The sequence below is a fragment of the Nonomuraea sp. KM90 genome, from assembly GCF_052246675.1.
In the GTDB taxonomy this organism is placed as follows: domain Bacteria; phylum Actinomycetota; class Actinomycetes; order Streptosporangiales; family Streptosporangiaceae; genus Nonomuraea.
This window is the reverse complement of the sequence record NZ_JBQQCB010000048.1, coordinates 47,354-63,769: the sequence shown is the minus strand read 5'-3', so window position 1 is coordinate 63,769 and position 16,416 is coordinate 47,354. Positions and strand designations below refer to the sequence as shown.

Genomic DNA, 16,416 nt, shown 5'->3' with positions numbered 1-16,416 from the left:
TCACCCCCCGGCCAGGGCCTGGGCCGACTTGGTCGCCGCCTCGTCCAGCGCGGCCTTGGGCGTGGCCGCGCCCTGCATCGCCTTGGCGATGGCCTCACCGACGTATCTCGACATCTCCACGTATCCGCTGACCGTGGGCCGGGCCTGCTTGGCGTTCGCCAGGTTGTCGACCAGCTTCTCGACGCCCGGGAACTCCTTGACGTAGGTCTCGTACTCGGGCATCGACGTCTCGGAGTGGCGCAGCGGCAGGTTGCCCTGGGCCAGGTTCCACTGGGCGTCGCCCTCGGCCGAGGTGAGCCACTTGATCAGCTCGTACGACCAGTAGGCCCGGTTGGCGTCGCCGTTGTCGAACAACGTCCACAGGTCGGGGCCCGACACCGTCTGGTGGTCGCCGTTCGTGCCCGGCAGGTAGGCCACGCCGTAGTCGGTCTTCTTCTCCTTCAGGTCGAACAGCGTCCACGGGCCCGAGATGATCATCCCGATCCGGCCGTCCGCGAACAGCGGCGCGTACCGCTCGTCGGTCTGGTCGAGGTAGACGCTCTTGTCGTCCACCGCCATCGCCCGCAGGAACTCCAGCGCGTCCACGCCGGCCTGGGAGTTGAACGCGGCCTTCTTCTGGTCGGGCGTCAGGACGCTGCCGCCGCGCTGCCAGAGCAGCGGCCAGAAGTGCCAGGTGGTGTCCTCGGAGGCGCTCACCGAGTACGCCGTCCCGTATACCTTGGCCGCCGGGTCCGTCAGCTTCTTCGCCGCCGCCCTGAAGTCGTCCCAGGTCCAGTCGTCGGTCGGGTACGGCACCTTCTTGGCGTCGAAGACCGTCTTGTTGTAGAGCAGCGCGAGGTTGTCCACGATCGCCGGAAAGCCGATGACCTGGCCGTTCGGCGTCGCGGTGGTGCGGGCCGCCTCGGGGAACTCCTCCCACTTGACGGCCGGGTCCTTCACCTTGGCCGTGAGGTCGAGGGCCTTGCCGGACTCCTGGAGCTGCGAGGCCCAGCTCCCGAAAGCATACGAAATATCGGGATACACGCCGCTGGCGAAGCCCGCGGAGAGCTTCTGCAGCAACTCGTCGGTGGTGGACGCGCCCGAGGAGACCTCGATGGTGACGTTGGGGTGCTGCTGGGTGAACTTGGCCGCCAGTCCCTCAAGGATCTTCTCGGCGTCGGCGGTCTGGCCCGTCCACCAGGTGAGCTTCACCTTCGCCTGCGGGTCCACCGTCTTGGGGCCTTCCTGGGACGACCCCCCGCAGCCTGAGGCCGCCAGGATGATCGCCGCGACCAGGGCCACCGCGGTTCTTCTTCGCACTGTGGATGCTCCTCCCGGAATGTTGGAGCCAATCATGGTTACTTTCGAAGTCTTGTCAATACCTTCGAAAATCCGCAAGGGTTGACAAGGTTTCACAACTCCTGGGACTGTGCCGTGGTGTCCAGAACGACCTTCGACCTTCTTGTCGTAGGCGACGCCAACCCGGACGTGATCGTGTCGGGTTCGCCTCGCCATCCCGAGTTCGGCCAGCGCGAGCAGCTCGTCCCCGCCGCCGGCCTGGTGCTCGGCGGCTCCGGCGCGATCACCGCGTACGGCGCCGCCCGCCTCGGCCTGCGCACCGCGTTCGTCGGGCGGGTGGGGGACGACCCCGCGGGGGCCTTCGTGCTGGACGCCCTGCGCGGCGGCGGCGTGGACGTGTCCGCGTGCGCCGTCGATCCCGCCGTGCCCACCGCCATGACCGTGGTGCTGGTGGACGGCGACGACCGGGCCATCCTCACCGCCCCCGGCTGCCTCGACCGGCTCTCCGCGACCGACGTGCCGCCCGGGCTGATCGAGCGCGCCGCGCACGTCCACGTCTCGTCGTACTTCCTGCAGCCGCTGCTGGCCGCCGGGCTCGCCGGGCTGTTCGGCCTGGCCAGGGCCGCGGGCGCGTCCACCTCGCTCGACACCAACGACGACCCGGCGGGCCGCTGGGCGGGCCTCGACGAGGTGCTCCCGCTCACCGGCGTCCTGCTCCCCAACGAGTCCGAGGCCCTGGCCATCGCCGCCGCCGTCTCGGGCGTCACGGAGAGCCTCGACCTGGAGCGGGCCGTGCGCGAGCTGGCCGCCCGCGGCACGCTGCCCGTCGTCAAGCGCGGGGAGCGGGGCGCGCTCGCCTTCGCCGACGGCGAGCTGGTCGAGGCGCCCGCGCGGCCCGCGACCGTGGTCGACGCCGTCGGCGCCGGAGACAGCTTCAACGCCGGCCTGCTCGCCGCGCTCCTGCGCGGACTGCCGCTGAGCCGGAGCATGGGCGTGGCCGTGGCCTGCGGCACCCTTTCCACCCGCGCCGCCGGGGGCACCGCGGCGCAGCCCACCTGGGAGGAAGCAACCTCATGAAGAAGATCGTGTTCGTCGGGGCGGGGAGCGTCGTCTTCACCCACGGACTGCTCGCCGACCTGGTCAAGTTCCCCGAGCTGCGCGGCATGCACATCGCGCTGCACGACATCGACCCCGAACGCCTCCAGGTGGCCGAGGCCGTGTCCCGCCGCATCACCGAGGGCGCCGCCACCGTCACCGCCCACCTCGACCGCCGCGAGGCGCTCGAAGGCGCCGACTTCGTGATCAACATGGTGCAGGTCGGCGGCTACGACGCCACCGTCACCGACTTCGAGATCCCCGCCAGGTACGGCCTGCGGCAGACCATCGCCGACACGATCGGCGTCGGCGGCGTGTTCCGCGCGCTGCGCACGTTCCCGCTGCTCGACGCGCTGGCCGCGGACATCGCCGCCGTGTGCCCCGACACGCTCCTGCTCAACTACACCAACCCGATGGCGATGAACGTCTGGTACCTGTCGGGCAAGGTCAAGAACGTGGTCGGCCTGTGCCACTCGGTCTACTGGACGATGCGAGGGCTGGCCGAGCTGGTGAAGGTCCCGTACGAGGAGATCTCGTACGTCGCGGCCGGCGTCAACCACCAGGCGTGGGTGCTGCGCTTCGAGCGCGACGGCGAGGACCTGTACCCGCGCCTCGACGTGGACGACCCGGAGCTGCGGCGGCGGGTTCGGGTGGACATGTACCGGCGGCTGGGCTACTACCCGACGGAGACCAGCGAGCACTCGGCCGAGTACGTCCCGTGGCTCATGCACCACGACTCCGAGCTCGACCGGCTGCGCATCCCGGTGGGGGAGTACCTGCGGGTCAGCGAGGAGAACCTGGCCGAGTACAAGCGCACCCGCGACCTCGTACGGCACGGCGGCGAGCTCGACATCGCCGGGACCGACGAGTACGCCCCGCAGATCATCCACAGCATCGTCACCGGCACGCCCCGCGTCGTCTACGGCAACGTGGTCAACGACGGGCTCATCTCGAACCTGCCGCACGGCTGCGTGGTCGAGGTGCCCTGCGCGGTGGACGCCACGGGTGTCCGCCCCACGGCGATCGGCGCCCTGCCCCCGCAGTGTGCCGCTCTGAACAGGAGTTATGTCAACGTCAATGAGCTCACTGTACGTGCCGCGCTGGAGGGCGACCCCCGCCATGTCAGGCACGCCCTGATGATGGACCCGAACACCGCCGCCTCACTCACGCTCGACGACATCTGGCGGATGGCCGATGACCTGACCCGCGCCCACGGCGACCTCCTCCCGGAGGCCCTGCGCGCGTAACCGGATCGCCACCGGAGCGCTCGGCGGGAGAACCCGGCGCCCTGCCCGCCGCGCTCAGCGGGCGATCTCGACCTCCAGCCCCTTGTCCCGCAACGCCGCGACACATTCGGCATCGGCCGAATCTCCCGTGATCAGCAGATCGATCTCCCCGATCGCGCAGATCGGCGCCATCTCCACCACACCCAGCTTGGACGCGTCCGCGACCAGGATCTTCCTGGCCGCGGCGCGCAACATGCGCTGTTTCATCTCCGCGTCCGGCAGGCTCACGTTCGTCACCCCGCCCGCCGCGTCCACCCCGCCGCAGCCCAGGATGACGGTGTGGGCGCGGATGCCCTCCAGCAGCTTGCCGCCCAGCGGATCGACCAGCGAGTGCTGCTGGCGGCGCAGGCTGCCGCCGGTCACGACCACCGAGATCCTCGGCAGCGCCGGCTCCAGCTCCAGCGCCGTGCGCAGCCCGTTGGTGAACACCGTCACCTCGGTCAGGTCGGAGCGCGCGACCAGCTCCCTGGCCACGTAGGAGGTCGTGGTCCCCGCTCCCATCAGCACGCTCTCGCCCGAGCCGACCAGCCCGGCGGCCACCTTCGCGATGAGCGACTTCTCCACCGCCGCCGTGCCCAGCGACAGCTCGAACGACGGCTCGACGTGCGGCGCGGGCCCGGCCGACACGGCGCCGCCGCGCACCCGCCGCACCTTGCCCTGCTCCTCCAGCGCGTCCAGGTCCGCGCGGACGGTCACGCTGGACACCCCGAACGCCTCGGCCAGCTCCGCGACCCGCACGAACTCCTGCTCGGTCAGCATGGCCAGCATGCGCTCGCGCCGGACCTCGGTCGGCATCGACTCCATCATGCACGGACCGCCGGCGGCAGCAGGTCGCCGTGCGCCTCGATCAGCTCGTCGCAGAGCCGCTCGATCTCGGGCAGCGGCAGCGTGGCCCCCGTGTTCGGGTCGAGCATCGCCGCGTGGTAGACGTGCGTACGGTCGCCGTCGAGCACGGCGCGCACGGTCAGCTCGACCACGTTGAGGAACGTGCGGTTGAGCGCGACGAGCTGCACGGGCAGGTCGCCGACCGCCCGCGGGCGCACCCCGGCGGCGCCGACCGCGGCCGGCACCTCCACGCAGCACCCGTCGGGCAGGTTGCCGATCAGGCCCCGGTTGGCCACGTTGACGTAGATCTCCTTCTCCTCGCCGGTCAGCATCGCCAGGATCATCGCGGCGGCCGGCTCCTGGTGCTGCCATCGGATGAGCAGCGGGTGACCGGCGGACAGGGCCCGCCGCGTCTCCTCGTAGAGGTGCAGGCTCTTGCCCACGCGGCGCAGGTATTCCTCGACCGGCACGCCGAGCCGGCTCGTCTCCTCGGGATGCCGCATGATCCACGGCACGTATTCGGCCGCGTGCTCGCTCGACTGCGTGGGGAAGTAGCCGAACTTGCGGTAGAGCTCCGCGCGTACGTGCCGCCTGAGCTGCGGGTCGGCCTCCAGCACGGCGTCGAGCTCGGGATAGAGCGACCGGCCCGCGGCCTCGAAGCGCAGCACGAACGACTGGTGGTTGAGGCCGGCGCTGAGGAAGCTCACCTCGTCCTCGTCGCGCCCGACCAGGTCCGCCAGGTACGCGTGCGTGTCGCACACCGAGTGGCACAGCCCGGCGAACCGCTCGAACCCGGTGGCCTCGTGGACCGCCCACCCGGTCATCGCCATCGGATCGCTGCAGCTCAGCAGCCAGGCGTCGGGGCACTCCTCGGCCATCTGGGCGGCCAGCTCGACCAGCACCGGGATCGTGCGCAGGCCGCGGAAGACGCCGCCGATGCCGATGGTGTCGCCGATGGTCTGGCGCAGGCCGTACCGATGGGGGATCTCGAAGTCGCGCAGCGTCGCCTCGAACCCGCCGACGTCGAGATGGCTGACCACGAAGTCGGCGCCCTTCAGCGCCCGCCGCCGGTCGAAGACGCTGCGGATCTTCGCGCCCGCGCCCGCCTCGCCGTCCAGCGCCCGCACGAGCGTCTCGGTCGTCGCGAGCCGGCCCGGGTCGTCGTCGTGCAGCACGATCTCCAGCTCGCCGTGGAGCGAGGGGGCGAGCATCAGGGCGGAGACCACGCGGCGCGTCAGTTCCACGTCACCGACCCCGATGAAGACGATCCGCGCCATCCACGAAGTATCGCACGCCTGCCACCCCGGCCGGCCCGCCCGCCGAACCGGGGCGAGACCAGCGGAAAGCCGCTTGCCCGTTCGCCGCCGGCCATGTTGTGATCTGCGATGCGGAGACGCGTCCGAGGTGAGGAGGGGTGGTGCGCCGAGAACATGCGGCCGGCCCGGCCGGGCTCTGAGGTCAGGGGACGACGCCGACGCCAGTGAGGGCGGGACGACACCTACCGCCGGCGGCTGAGGAGGCTCGGCCGACAGTGACCGGGACAATCAGGCAAACCCGGTCGTGGTACGGATCCGTGGGATGAGAACGCCGCGGTGAAGCAGGAGGCGGAACTAATCGCCGACCCCTGACGAGGGGGAACCGGCGGTGAACCGGTCCCTCGCCCGTATCGAGCCTGGGAGCCGTCGAGCCGGGCCCGTCCCGGCCCAACGGAGAGAACGAAACGGAACCCTGCGCTCCGGTTGAAGATCACTTCTTCGACCCGGAGGCGGAGACCATCGGCAGGGCTGCCCAGAACCAGGGCTTCACATGTGACAACTGCGGCGCCGTGGTGGTGCCGTTGAGCAACGGGAGTTACCGCAATCACTGTCCCACGTGCTTGTGGTCCAAGCACGTGGACCTCGAACCGGGCGATCGCGCGGCGGCCTGCCGCGGGCTGATGCGCCCGCAACGGATCGAGCACCGTGGCCGCAAGGGGCTGGTGATCGTTCATCGTTGCGTGGCGTGCGGTTTCGTCCGGCCCAACCGAGTCGCCGACGATCCCGGGCAGGGCGACGACATCGACGCGATCATCGCGCTGATGCTCGGCGGCGGGTGAGGGGCTGATGCGGCGTCCACGCGAGTGACCGGCCTCGGCACCACTCGCGTGGACACCGCTCCGCGCCGGGCGGCCGGGACAATCGTGGACGTGATCGTCATCGACCCGGTCCTGGAGCTCTCCCCGACAACGGACTTCACCTCCTGGCCGCCCTCCTCCCCACGGTGCATCTGCAGCTACGAGGCTTCCTCATCAGCGGGCCGCTCGAACGCGCGTGAGTATGCGGGAGGATGTCCGGGGTGGATCCCGAACTGTCGTCTGAGCGGGTTGCCGATCTTCTTGTCGGGCAGGTACCCGAGTTCGACCCGTTGCTGCGGGAGCATCTCGACTCCAACGGGGAGGTGCTGCAGCACGTGCTGTTCGGAGACCTCACCCGATTCGTGCTCGAGGCACATCGGCAGGGCCGGGAGGAGCTGGTCGAGCGGTGTCTCGCTTTTCTCTCCGTGGCTCTGCATGCCTCTGACGTGCGGGTCGGTGAGCTCGTGGCGGTGTCGTTCGTGGAGAACGTCGGCCCGTGGGATCCAGGGGTCGCCGATTTCATCGCCTCCTGGCCGGACGCTCTGCGCGCGGAAGCAGAGCGGCAGGGATGGCGACCGCTGGGCTGAGCGGCGGCACCTGCCCTTGCTTGGACGCGGTTGGCCGCCATGATCGCCTGCTGGTCCCGATGCGGTGCCAGTCGTCAGCGTCGTCGTGGAGGCGGCGTCGTGCTCCCGCTGAATGTCTGAGTACATTAACAATATTCATCTGGTGAAGGGGGCAAGGTGACCGCCCATCTGAAGGGCTCATACCCGGCGGACGAGCCGGCCTGCTCGATCGAACGGAGCCTGCAGATCCTGGGAGAGCGGTGGACGTTCCTGATCCTGCGCGAGATCTTCCGGGGCAGGCACAAGTTCGCCGAGATCAGGGACGCCCTGGGCATCGCTCCCAACCTCTTGAGCGCCCGGCTGAAGACACTCATCGGTGCCGGGGTGCTGCGCACCCTCACCTACAGGGAGCCGGGCAGCAGGCAACGACAGAGTTACCACCTCACCGAGGCCGGCGCGGATTTGCAGGTGGTGCTGGGCGCCTTGCAGCAGTGGGGCGACGTCCACCGCGCCCGATCGGCCGGGCCCTCGGCCCTGCGCAGGGCGCGCTCCACGGGCGAGCCGGTGCGGGTCGCGTTCGTCGACAGCGCCGGCAAGGAGGTGGCCGGCGCGGACGTGCATCTCGACATCCGCCCCTGAGGCCGGTCCTCATACTGCACGAGCTCCATGGTCATCCGCTCCGGTGGCCCTTGCCCGTCCACGTCGGGCCCGGAGCCAAGGTGTGACCCGGAAGGTGGCGCAGTGGTCACCCAGCGACGCGCTCGGGCAGCAGTCGCGGGATCTCTCGCTGCCCGCCGGTGGGCACCTCGGCCTGCCGGTGGCCGGGCGCTGAACGCCGGAGGGGCTTGGGGGCGCGGCTTTGCCGGATGTTGAGGTAGGGCGCGGGGTCACCGGGCAGGCACGGGGTGGATATGCGGCAGGAGGTGCCCGGCCGGTGGGCGTCCGGTCCTGCACCGCCGGCACGCCAGGCCTTGGCGGGCAAGCAGAGAAAGGAACCCCGTGATGACTTCTGTGAGGGCCGACGCATCGGGCCAGTACATGATCGACGATGCTCTCCCCGTCAACCGCCTCGGCTACGGGACCATGCAGCTGACCGGCCCCGGCGTGTGGGGGCCGCCGGCCGATGAGGACGAGGCCGTGCGGGTTCTGCGCCGGGCGGCGGAGCTCGGTGTGACGCTCTTCGACACCGCCGACTCCTACGGCCCGTTGGTCGCCGAGCCGCTGCTACGGCGCGCTCTCGCCCCGTACGACGAGAGCATCGTCATCGCCACCAAGGCAGGGCTCACCCGGCAGGGCCCCGACATGTGGACACCCGTCGGCAGGCCGGCCTACCTTCGCCAGCAGTGCGAGATGAGCCTGCGCATCCTCGGAGTCGAACGGATCGCGCTGCTCCAGTTGCACCGCGTCGATCCCGACGTGCCCATCGAAGACCAGGTCGGCGAACTGAAAGCGCTGAAGGACGAAGGGAAGATCGCGCACATCGGCCTGTCGGAGGTGAGCGTCGACCAGATCGAACAGGCTCGCGCCATCGCGCCGATCGCCTCCGTGCAGAACCTGTACAACCTGGCCAACCGCGCGGCCGAGAACGTGCTCGACTACTGCGAACGCCACCACATCGCCTTCATCCCGTGGTTCCCGCTGGCCACCGGCGGTCTGGCGAAGGCCGGTGGACCGCTCGAAGCCATCGCCTCCCGGCTGTCGGCCACGCCGTCACAGCTCGCGCTCGCGTGGCTGCTCCACCGCTCACCGGTCATGCTGCCCATTCCCGGCACCTCGTCGGTCGATCACCTGGAGCAGAACGTGGCCGCCGCGGGCCTGCAGGTGACCGATGACGACGTCGCCGAGCTGACCGCGGCCGTCACGTCGCCAAGCTGACCTCGGCGATACACCCCCGGTGAGGGCACCCGCTCCCGTTCCGGGCGGCCGGAACGGCGGGCTCGGCGAGCGACGCCCTCATGGGGCCCACGGCACCGGGTCACCTGGGCCGCCGGTCTCCTCGGCGCAGCCGGCCGAGGCAGGATCGGGGGGCGCCGGGGTCCGGCGGAGCGGATGAGCGGCAGGGCCGCCGGTCACGCAGGCCGGCGGCGTGGCGGAGCCGCGCGTCCAGCTGTCCTGCGCGTCCGCCGGACTGCCGGACACCGATGAGAACAGCAGCGTGCCGGCCGTGGCGACCACAGCCGCGCCGGCGGCCACGAGCGCGACGCCGCGCCTCCGGCGATCGGCCCTCGAGGACGCGGGAGCGGTCGGCGTCGTCGTCGCCGAAGCCGGCGACGCCGCATGCCTGCCCTCCACCCGGCCCCGCCCAGAATCGCCGGCGGCACGGTGCTCAGGGCGGTGCTCAGGACGGTGCTCGGGGCGGTGCAAATTGCGGTGCTGGTGACGCTGCTGACGGTGCCGATGACGGCTGGCAGGCCGGACATCGCGCGCGGGAGCGGTGTCGCTGACGGCGGATGACGGCCCGCGGTCGCCGCCGACGAGGCCGCACAGCACCTCCACGGCCGCCGGACGAGCCGCCGGATTCTTGGCCAGGCACGCGGCAACCAGCCGGCGCAGCTCGTCGGGCAGGCCGGAAAGGTCGGGCTCGGCGTGCAGGACGGCGTTGAGCGTCGCCGGCACCGTACCGCCGGCGAAGGCCGGTCGGCCGGTGGCCGCGAAGACGATCGTGCCCGCCCACGAGAACATGTCGGAGGCGGGAGTGAGCGGCTGGTCGTCCAGTTGCTCCGGCGCCATGTACGCCGGCGTGCCGGCCGGCTCGGTCGAGCCGGTGGTCGCGTCCAGCGCGTACGCGATCCCGAAGTCGATCACCACTGGCCCTTCCGGGCCCATGATCACGTTGCTCGGCTTGAAGTCGCGGTGCACGATCCCGGCCGCGTGGATCGAGGTCAGAGCGGTCAGCGTGGTGACCGCCAGCCGCTCCAGCCCGCTGCCGCTCCGCGGCCCGCCCTCCTTGACCAGCGCCTCCAGCGACGGCCCCGGAACGTATTCGCTGATGATGTACGGACGCTCCTGGGTGAAGCCGGTCTCCAGCACGCGGGCCGTGGAGAAGGTGGCCAGCCGCTGTGCGATCTCCGCTTCCCGGCGGAATCGTTCCCTGACATGGGAGTCGGCGGCGAAGCAGGTGTGCAGCATCTTGATCGCCACCTGCCGCCCACCGGGGGACTCACCGAGGAAGACCGCGCCCTGGCCGCCTTCGCCCAGTCGTCTCACCAGGTGGTAGCCGCTGACGTGTGCCGGGCCTTCGGGGTCCGGCACAGGAAGATCCTGCATGGTGTGTCACCTCTCCTGATCGTGCCGTGCTGCTCGGTCCCGGGCGGTCATGGAGGGCTCCTCCGGGAGTTACTTTTGGTCACTGATGTACTCTTCGATAACCGGTAACAGCAACGTGACCTGGTCACTTTCAGGTGACGGAGGAGGCGGGAGCCCATGTCGCACCAGGCTGAGGCGGACAGGGTGCTGCGTTCGTTGGACAGGACGTGCCTCGAGCACGACCCCGATGTTCTCCGGTCCGTGCTGGACCGGGTGGGTGACAAGTGGAGCCTGATCCTCATCGGGTTGCTCGAGAAGGAGCCGATGCGCTTCACCGAGCTGCTGCGGACGGCGCCCGGCATCTCCCGCCGCATGCTGTCGCTGACGTTGCGCAGCCTGGAGCGTGACGGGCTCGTCAAGCGCGTGGTCTATCCGGAGATCCCACCCCGGGTCGAGTACGAGGTCACCCCGTTCGGACGCACCCTGTCCGAGCCCGTCCTGGTGCTCGCCCGCTGGGCGGCCGACAACCAGGACACGATTCGCGCCAACCGCCACGCCTTCGACAAGGCGGCCGGACACGACACCGACGATCTCGACTGAGCCCTGGCCGGTTCACCCGATGTGACCACGGTTCAGTTGAAGTTACCGATCACCGGCGTGTAGTCAGTACTTGGAAGTCACTGAGGCCGGCGGCGAGCACTGCTCCAGCCGTCGGCGCACGTACGGGAGATGATCGTATGTTTTCGCCCACCCGCTGAGCCGATCGACGGCTCGGCGATGACCTGCCGACCGGGCAGGTGATCCAGAGTTCCGACCGGCCCGCGAGGTCCCGCACCGCGGAAACGCCGGCCCCCGCCGCCCGATCGCGCGCACCCCACCGCGTCATGCTCCCGCCCCGCCCTGCTCCAGGGCTTCCTTGGCGACCCCACAACACGGGTCGCCTGCCATGTCACACATGACTACCGCGACACATCCCTGTTGAAAGGACCATGCAATGACCCGCATCGGCATCATCCTCGGCAGCACCCGCCCCGGCCGCAACGGCGAACAGGTGGCGCACTGGGTGCTGGAGCACGCCTCCCGGCGCACGGACGCCGCCTTCGAGCTCGTGGACCTGCTGGACTACCCGCTCCCGCACCTGGACGAGCCCATGCCGCCGGCCTACGGCCAGTACCAGAACGAGCACACCAAGGCGTGGGCCGCCAAGATCGGCTCCTACGACGGCTTCGTCATGGTGACGCCGGAGTACAACCACTCCACCTCGGGCGTGCTGAAGAACGCCATCGACTACCTGTTCGCCGAGTGGAACCACAAGGCCTTCGGCATCGTGTCCTACGGGAGCGTCGGCGGCGCCCGGGCGGCGGAGCAGCTGCGGTTGATCGGCGGCGAGCTCAAGCTCGCCGACGTGCGCACCAACGTGGCCCTGTCGCTGTTCACCGACTTCCGCGACTTCAGCAAGCTCGCGGCCGGTGAGCACCAGGTGGCGGCCCTCACGACCATGCTCGACGAGGTCGTCGCCTGGAGCCGCGCCCTGGCCCCGCTCCGCCAGGCCGCCTGAACCCGTGCCGGCCGGGGCCTTTCCCCACACACGCCCCGGCCGGCACGGCACCACCGCCCGCGGAGATCCGGTGCGTCCGGCCTCCCGCCGCGACGCCCGAGCTGGGCGTCGATCACCTTGGAACACCACAGAGCAGGAGGAACCGTGAGCGTCGGCAGGGTCGAACACCCACATTTCGAGCTGGGGCTCAACTCGTTCGGAGAGGTCGCGACGGACGGCGGACGCGTGCTCAGCGACGCCGAGACCGTGCGCCTGCTCGTGGCGGAGGCCCGGCTCGCTGAGGCGGTGGGGCTGGACGTGTTCAGCGTGGGCGAGCACTACCGGGAGGGGCACAACGACTCCGCCACCCCGGTGCTCCTCGCCGCGATCGCCACCGCCACGCGGCGTATCAGGCTCGGCACGTCCGTGACCGTGCTGAGCACCAACGACCCGGTCCGGCTGTACCAGGAGTTCTCCACCCTCGACGCGGTGTCCGACGGCCGCGCTCAGATTGTGCTCGGCCGCGCCTCCGCGACGGAGTCGTTCCCGCTGTTCGGCTACGACCTGGCCGACTACGAGCGGCTGTTCGAGGAGAAGCTCGACCTGTTCCTCCGGCTCGAACGGGAGGAGGAGGTGACCTGGTCGGGAACGGTCAGGACCCCCCTCACCCGGCAGCGGCTGCACCCCCGCATGCGCCCGGGCGGCATCCCGACCTGGATCGGCGTGGGCGGCAGCCCCGACTCCGTGGTGCGCGCCGCGCGCCACGGCCTGCCCCTCATGATGGCCATCATCGGCGGACAGCCCCTGCGCTTCGCGAGGAACGTCGCGCTCTACCTCAAGGCGCTCGAGCGCTTCGGCCATCCCGAGCTGCCGATCGGACAGCACTCGCTCGGCCTCGTCGCCGACACCGACGAGGAGGCCGTCGAGACCTGGTGGTCGTCCTGGCAGCCGGTCGTCGCGGCGCTCGCGGCCGAGCGCGGCTTCTACGCGCCAAGCCGGCAGCGGTACGAGGCCGAGCTCGAGCACGGCGCGCTCTTCGTCGGATCGCCGGAGACGGTCGCCCGCAAGATCGTCCGGATGGCCCGCGACCTCCACCTGAGCCGCTTCGACCTCAAGTACGACATCATGCACCTTCCTCGCGAGGCCCGTGCCCGCACGATCGAGCTGCTCGGCCGCGAGGTCGCCCCGCGTGTCCGTGAGCTGCTCGCCGCCGACACGGCCGGCTCCTGACGCCCGAACCCTCACGGCACCCCGAACAAGACACCCGGACGAGGCGGCTTCACCTCCGGGCAGGACGATGACGCCACCCGACAGCGACCTGGAGCGACCATGAAACCCGGCGACGTCCGCACCATCGGCATCCTCGGCGCCGGCAAGGTCGGCACCGTGCTGGCCCGCCTCGCGGTCGCGGCCGGCTACCACGTCCTGATCGCGGGCTCCGGCGAGGCGGCGCGGATCTCCCTGATCGTCGAGGTCGTCACGCCCGGCGCGACGGCGGTGACCGCGGCGCGGGCCGCGTCCGAGGCGGACGTCGTGGTGCTCGCCCTGCCGCTCGGCAAGCATCGCGACATCCCGGCCGAGGCGCTGCGGGGCAGGCTGGTGCTCGACGCGATGAACTACTGGTGGGAGATCGACGGGGTGCGCGACGACCTCACCGACCTGCGTACGTCCTCCAGCGAGATCGTCCAGGACTTCCTGGTCGGCGCCCGGGTCGTCAAGGCCTTCAACCACATGGGCTACCACGACCTCGAAGAGGGCGCCCGTCCGGCCGGCGCCGCCGGCCGGAGCGCGATCGCCGTCGCCGGGGACGATCCGGACGACGTGGAGGTCGCCGCCGCGATCGTGGACGCGCTCGGCTTCGACCCGGTGATCGCGGGCCCGCTCGCCGAAGGCGTCCGCCTGGAGCCGGGGACGGAGCCGTTCGGCGCGAACGTCGGCGCAGCCGAGCTGCGCGCCATGCTCGACCGGTTCCCCGAGTCGCCGCGCGGGCGCGAGGTGCTCCGCGCGCGGCGGGGAACGTCCTCGGGGCGGTGGAGCGTTGACCTCCAAGCCTGAGTTGCAAATATAAACTCAGGCGTTAGGATGGCGCCTCAGAGGCGTCGATGCCGGGCGGAACGGCCCGGGGAAGCCCGAGCCGGCCCGCACGGCATGCGGGCATGACAAGCGCACGATGAGGAAGAACCATGCGAATCAAGGGATCGGTCGCCCTGGTCACGGGCGGAAATCGCGGAATCGGCCGCGCGTTCGCCCGCGCGCTCATCGACCACGGTGCGGCGAAGGTCTACGTCGGCGTCCGCGACCCGGCGAGCGTGCCGGACGCCGACGTCGTTCCCGTGCGCCTGGACGTCACCGACGAGGCGAGCGTCGCGGCTGCCGCGGCAGCCGCGGGCGACGTCTCCATCGTGATCAACAACGCGGGGATCGGCGGTGCGAGCACCAAGCTGATGGAGGGCGCCTTCGACGGCGCGCGCCAGGCGATGGAGGTCAACTATTTCGGCACCTGGGCGGTGTCCCGCGCCTTCGCTCCCATCCTGGCCAGAAACGGGGGCGGAGCCCTGGTCAACATGCTCTCGGTGGCGTCCTGGGTCGGTCAGCCGCAGTTCCCCGGGTATGCCGCTTCCAAGGCCGCGCAGTGGTCGCTGACGGACGCCCTGCGCAAGGCGCTGGGCGAGCAGGGAACCCTGGTGGTCGGGGTGCATGCGGGTTTCGTGGACACGGATCTCAGCGCCTGGACCGACGCGCCGAAGATCAGCGCCGGCACCGTGGCCGAGCTGACCATGGACGCCCTGATCCATGACCGGTTCGAGGTCCTGGCCGACGAGCAGAGCCGGAGCGTCAAGGCCGCACTGTCGGAGCCGGTCGGCGGGCCGTCCGGTCCCTGATCCGGCGCTTCGGCCCGCGGCCCATGTCGGCCCTGCCTTTACGGGGAGCGGTGGGTGGGATCACCGGGCAGCTGGACGACGAGCATCATCCACGTCTGCGCAAAGTGGTATTTGACCAGGGCTTTCTTGCTTCTGTGGCTGATGGGATTGATCCTTGGGCTGGACGTTTGTATCGCCCAGAGCGAGGAGCAGGAGCCATGCCCCAGGCGTACGACCCGCGCCACACGGCCGTGCTGCTGGTCGATCCCTACAACGACTTCCTGTCCGAGGGCGGCAAGATCTGGCCGCGCGTGGCGTCCGTGGCGCAGCAGGTCGGTCTGCTGGACCACCTGCGATCCGTGATCGCATCGGCCCGGGAGGCCGGCGTACGGGTGATGATCGTTCCGCACCGTCGCTGGGAGCCGGGCGACTACGAGACATGGGATCACCCCAACCCCACCCAGCGCGCCATCATGGAGCGGCACAGCTTCGCCCGCGGGACCTGGGGCGGGGAGTTCCACCCCGACTTCCAGCCGCAGCCCGGCGACGTCGTGGCCCGGGAGCACTGGGCGCAGAGCGGGTTCGCCAACACCGACCTCGACTTCCAGCTCAAGCAGCACGGCATCACCCATGTCGTGCTCGTCGGCCTGCTGGCGAACACCTGCATCGAGTCCACCGGCCGATTCGCCATGGAACTCGGCTACCACGTCACCCTGGTGCGCGACGCCACCGCGGCGTTCCTCCCCGAGATGATGCACGCCGCCCACGAGCTGAACGGCCCCACCTTCGCCCACGCCATCACCACCACCGGGGAGCTCACCGCCGCGTTCGAGGGGGCGCACGCATGAAGCCGGTGCTCCACCGGCTTCCGCGGCGCCTGCCGACCTTGGGTGACCAGGGCGTTTTCCTTGGATCACCCGGGGGCAGACTGCACGAATCCCGTCGTGCCGGCCTTGGTTACGAGCGCAGGAGGCGCAGGTCATGGACATGAAGCTCGAAGTGGTCGTGGTGCCGGTCGCGGATGTCGACCGGGCCAAGGACTTCTACACGGCGCTGGGCTGGCGGCTGGATGCCGACGTCGCCACCGGTGAGGACTTCCGGGTGGTGCAGGTGACCCCGCCCGGCTCGCCGGCCTCGGTCATCTTCGGTACGTCGGTCACGTCCCAGGCGCCGGGTTCGGCGCAGGGCCTGCACCTGATCGTGGCCGACATCGCCGCGGCGTACGAGGAGCTGAAGCGGCTCGGCGCCGGCCCGAGCGAGGTCTTCCACGACGCCGGCGGCGTCTTCCACCACGGCGGCACCGACGCCCGGGTGCCCGGCCCGGATCCGCAACGCAGCAGCTACGGCTCGTTCCTGTCGTTCAGCGACCCCGACGGCAACGGCTGGGTGCTGCAGGAGGTCACCACCCGGCTCCCGGGACGGCTGGACCCGTCCGCCACCACCTACGCCTCCGCCTCGGACCTGGCGAACGCGCTGCGCCGCGCCGCGGCCGCGCACGGCGAGCACGAGGCGCGCACCGGCGCCGAAGACCCCAACTGGCCGGACTGGTACGCCGACTACCTGGTACGCGAGCAGGCCGGAAGCGAGCTCCCGTCGTGAGCGCGCGCGC

17 protein-coding genes are annotated in these 16,416 nt (G+C 70.6%); 13 read left to right on the top strand and 4 right to left on the bottom strand.

The window, feature by feature from the left end; translation table 11 throughout:
- Positions 1 to 1,299 carry an ABC transporter substrate-binding protein gene (locus ACTWPW_RS35130; RefSeq protein ID WP_443171162.1) on the bottom strand — a complete coding sequence of 433 codons (1,299 nt, stop codon included), beginning with the start codon at positions 1,297 to 1,299 and terminating at the stop codon, positions 1 to 3.
- A gap of 117 nt (positions 1,300 to 1,416) precedes the next feature.
- On the opposite strand from ACTWPW_RS35130, the gene ACTWPW_RS35125 reads away from it, so the two are divergent.
- Together ACTWPW_RS35125 and ACTWPW_RS35120 are read left to right on the top strand one after the other, a co-directional pair.
- Positions 1,417 to 2,355 carry a carbohydrate kinase family protein gene (locus tag ACTWPW_RS35125; RefSeq protein ID WP_375112171.1) on the top strand — a complete coding sequence of 313 codons (939 nt, stop codon included), beginning with the start codon at positions 1,417 to 1,419 and terminating at the stop codon, positions 2,353 to 2,355.
- A complete protein-coding gene (locus ACTWPW_RS35120) occupies positions 2,352 to 3,620 on the top strand; it encodes an alpha-glucosidase/alpha-galactosidase (RefSeq protein WP_443171161.1) in 1,269 nt (422 codons plus the stop codon). The genes ACTWPW_RS35125 and ACTWPW_RS35120 overlap by 4 nt, the downstream gene beginning before the upstream one ends.
- A 54-nt stretch (positions 3,621 to 3,674) precedes the next feature.
- Here ACTWPW_RS35120 and ACTWPW_RS35115 read toward each other — a convergent pair whose 3' ends face one another.
- Both ACTWPW_RS35115 and ACTWPW_RS35110 read right to left on the bottom strand, forming a co-directional pair.
- Entirely contained in the window at positions 3,675 to 4,454 is a 780-nt protein-coding gene (locus ACTWPW_RS35115; protein WP_443171160.1) for a DeoR/GlpR family DNA-binding transcription regulator, read from the bottom strand.
- A gap of 8 nt (positions 4,455 to 4,462) precedes the next feature.
- On the bottom strand, positions 4,463 to 5,761 hold the full coding sequence (locus tag ACTWPW_RS35110) for a family 4 glycosyl hydrolase (RefSeq protein ID WP_375112173.1): 1,299 nt from the start codon (positions 5,759 to 5,761) through the stop codon (positions 4,463 to 4,465).
- Positions 5,762 to 6,156: 395 nt separating this feature from the next.
- Here ACTWPW_RS35110 and ACTWPW_RS35105 point away from each other — a divergent pair, with 395 nt between their 5' ends.
- The 4 genes from ACTWPW_RS35105 (at position 6,157) to ACTWPW_RS35090 (ending at position 9,038) form a co-directional block, all read left to right on the top strand.
- A complete protein-coding gene (locus tag ACTWPW_RS35105) occupies positions 6,157 to 6,579 on the top strand; it encodes an RNHCP domain-containing protein (RefSeq protein ID WP_443171170.1) in 423 nt (140 codons plus the stop codon).
- A gap of 239 nt (positions 6,580 to 6,818) precedes the next feature.
- Positions 6,819 to 7,184 carry a DUF7674 family protein gene (locus ACTWPW_RS35100; RefSeq protein WP_375112174.1) on the top strand — a complete coding sequence of 122 codons (366 nt, stop codon included), beginning with the start codon at positions 6,819 to 6,821 and terminating at the stop codon, positions 7,182 to 7,184.
- Between the two features lie 156 nt (positions 7,185 to 7,340).
- Positions 7,341 to 7,802, top strand: coding sequence for a winged helix-turn-helix transcriptional regulator (locus ACTWPW_RS35095; protein WP_443171159.1), 462 nt, complete (start codon positions 7,341 to 7,343; stop codon positions 7,800 to 7,802).
- A 363-nt stretch (positions 7,803 to 8,165) separates the two neighbouring features.
- A complete protein-coding gene (locus tag ACTWPW_RS35090; protein WP_375112176.1) occupies positions 8,166 to 9,038 on the top strand; it encodes an aldo/keto reductase in 873 nt (290 codons plus the stop codon).
- Positions 9,039 to 9,116: 78 nt separating this feature from the next.
- Here ACTWPW_RS35090 and ACTWPW_RS35085 read toward each other — a convergent pair whose 3' ends face one another.
- The gene (locus tag ACTWPW_RS35085; protein ID WP_443171158.1) at positions 9,117 to 10,430 is read right to left on the bottom strand and encodes a serine/threonine-protein kinase; all 1,314 of its coding nucleotides are present in this window, start codon (positions 10,428 to 10,430) and stop codon (positions 9,117 to 9,119) included.
- A 156-nt stretch (positions 10,431 to 10,586) separates the two neighbouring features.
- Between ACTWPW_RS35085 and ACTWPW_RS35080 the strand changes: the two genes are divergently transcribed.
- From ACTWPW_RS35080 to ACTWPW_RS35050, 7 genes are all read left to right on the top strand, one after another.
- Positions 10,587 to 11,009: a winged helix-turn-helix transcriptional regulator gene (locus ACTWPW_RS35080; RefSeq protein ID WP_364122547.1), complete on the top strand. Its 423-nt coding sequence runs from the start codon at positions 10,587 to 10,589 to the stop codon at positions 11,007 to 11,009.
- A 394-nt stretch (positions 11,010 to 11,403) separates the two neighbouring features.
- Entirely contained in the window at positions 11,404 to 11,967 is a 564-nt protein-coding gene (locus tag ACTWPW_RS35075) for an NADPH-dependent FMN reductase (protein WP_364122549.1), read from the top strand.
- Positions 11,968 to 12,111: 144 nt separating this feature from the next.
- A complete protein-coding gene (locus ACTWPW_RS35070) occupies positions 12,112 to 13,176 on the top strand; it encodes an LLM class flavin-dependent oxidoreductase (RefSeq protein ID WP_375112178.1) in 1,065 nt (354 codons plus the stop codon).
- A gap of 99 nt (positions 13,177 to 13,275) precedes the next feature.
- A complete protein-coding gene (locus ACTWPW_RS35065) occupies positions 13,276 to 14,001 on the top strand; it encodes an NADPH-dependent F420 reductase (protein ID WP_443171157.1) in 726 nt (241 codons plus the stop codon).
- A 128-nt stretch (positions 14,002 to 14,129) separates the two neighbouring features.
- Complete coding sequence (locus tag ACTWPW_RS35060) at positions 14,130 to 14,828, top strand: SDR family oxidoreductase (RefSeq protein WP_443171156.1); 699 nt, start codon at positions 14,130 to 14,132, stop codon at positions 14,826 to 14,828.
- A gap of 197 nt (positions 14,829 to 15,025) precedes the next feature.
- Positions 15,026 to 15,655 (top strand): cysteine hydrolase, encoded by a 630-nt coding sequence (locus ACTWPW_RS35055; RefSeq protein WP_375112180.1) that lies wholly within the window; start codon positions 15,026 to 15,028, stop codon positions 15,653 to 15,655.
- A 133-nt stretch (positions 15,656 to 15,788) separates the two neighbouring features.
- Entirely contained in the window at positions 15,789 to 16,406 is a 618-nt protein-coding gene (locus tag ACTWPW_RS35050; RefSeq protein WP_443171155.1) for a VOC family protein, read from the top strand.
- Positions 16,407 to 16,416: the final 10 nt, after the last annotated feature.

Excerpts from the sequence above, each read along its gene's own strand:
- ACTWPW_RS35120 (WP_443171161.1), top strand. The coding sequence starts at position 2,352 with ATGAAGAAGATCGTGTTCGTCGGGGCGGGGAGCGTCGTCTTCACCCAC.
- ACTWPW_RS35115 (WP_443171160.1), bottom strand. The coding sequence starts at position 4,454 with ATGCCGACCGAGGTCCGGCGCGAGCGCATGCTGGCCATGCTGACCGAG.
- ACTWPW_RS35110 (WP_375112173.1), bottom strand. The coding sequence starts at position 5,761 with ATGGCGCGGATCGTCTTCATCGGGGTCGGTGACGTGGAACTGACGCGC.
- ACTWPW_RS35090 (WP_375112176.1), top strand. The coding sequence starts at position 8,166 with ATGACTTCTGTGAGGGCCGACGCATCGGGCCAGTACATGATCGACGAT.
- ACTWPW_RS35085 (WP_443171158.1), bottom strand. The coding sequence starts at position 10,430 with ATGCAGGATCTTCCTGTGCCGGACCCCGAAGGCCCGGCACACGTCAGC.
- ACTWPW_RS35080 (WP_364122547.1), top strand. The coding sequence starts at position 10,587 with ATGTCGCACCAGGCTGAGGCGGACAGGGTGCTGCGTTCGTTGGACAGG.
- ACTWPW_RS35075 (WP_364122549.1), top strand. The coding sequence starts at position 11,404 with ATGACCCGCATCGGCATCATCCTCGGCAGCACCCGCCCCGGCCGCAAC.
- ACTWPW_RS35065 (WP_443171157.1), top strand. The coding sequence starts at position 13,276 with ATGAAACCCGGCGACGTCCGCACCATCGGCATCCTCGGCGCCGGCAAG.
- ACTWPW_RS35060 (WP_443171156.1), top strand. The coding sequence starts at position 14,130 with ATGCGAATCAAGGGATCGGTCGCCCTGGTCACGGGCGGAAATCGCGGA.
- ACTWPW_RS35055 (WP_375112180.1), top strand. The coding sequence starts at position 15,026 with ATGCCCCAGGCGTACGACCCGCGCCACACGGCCGTGCTGCTGGTCGAT.
- ACTWPW_RS35050 (WP_443171155.1), top strand. The coding sequence starts at position 15,789 with ATGGACATGAAGCTCGAAGTGGTCGTGGTGCCGGTCGCGGATGTCGAC.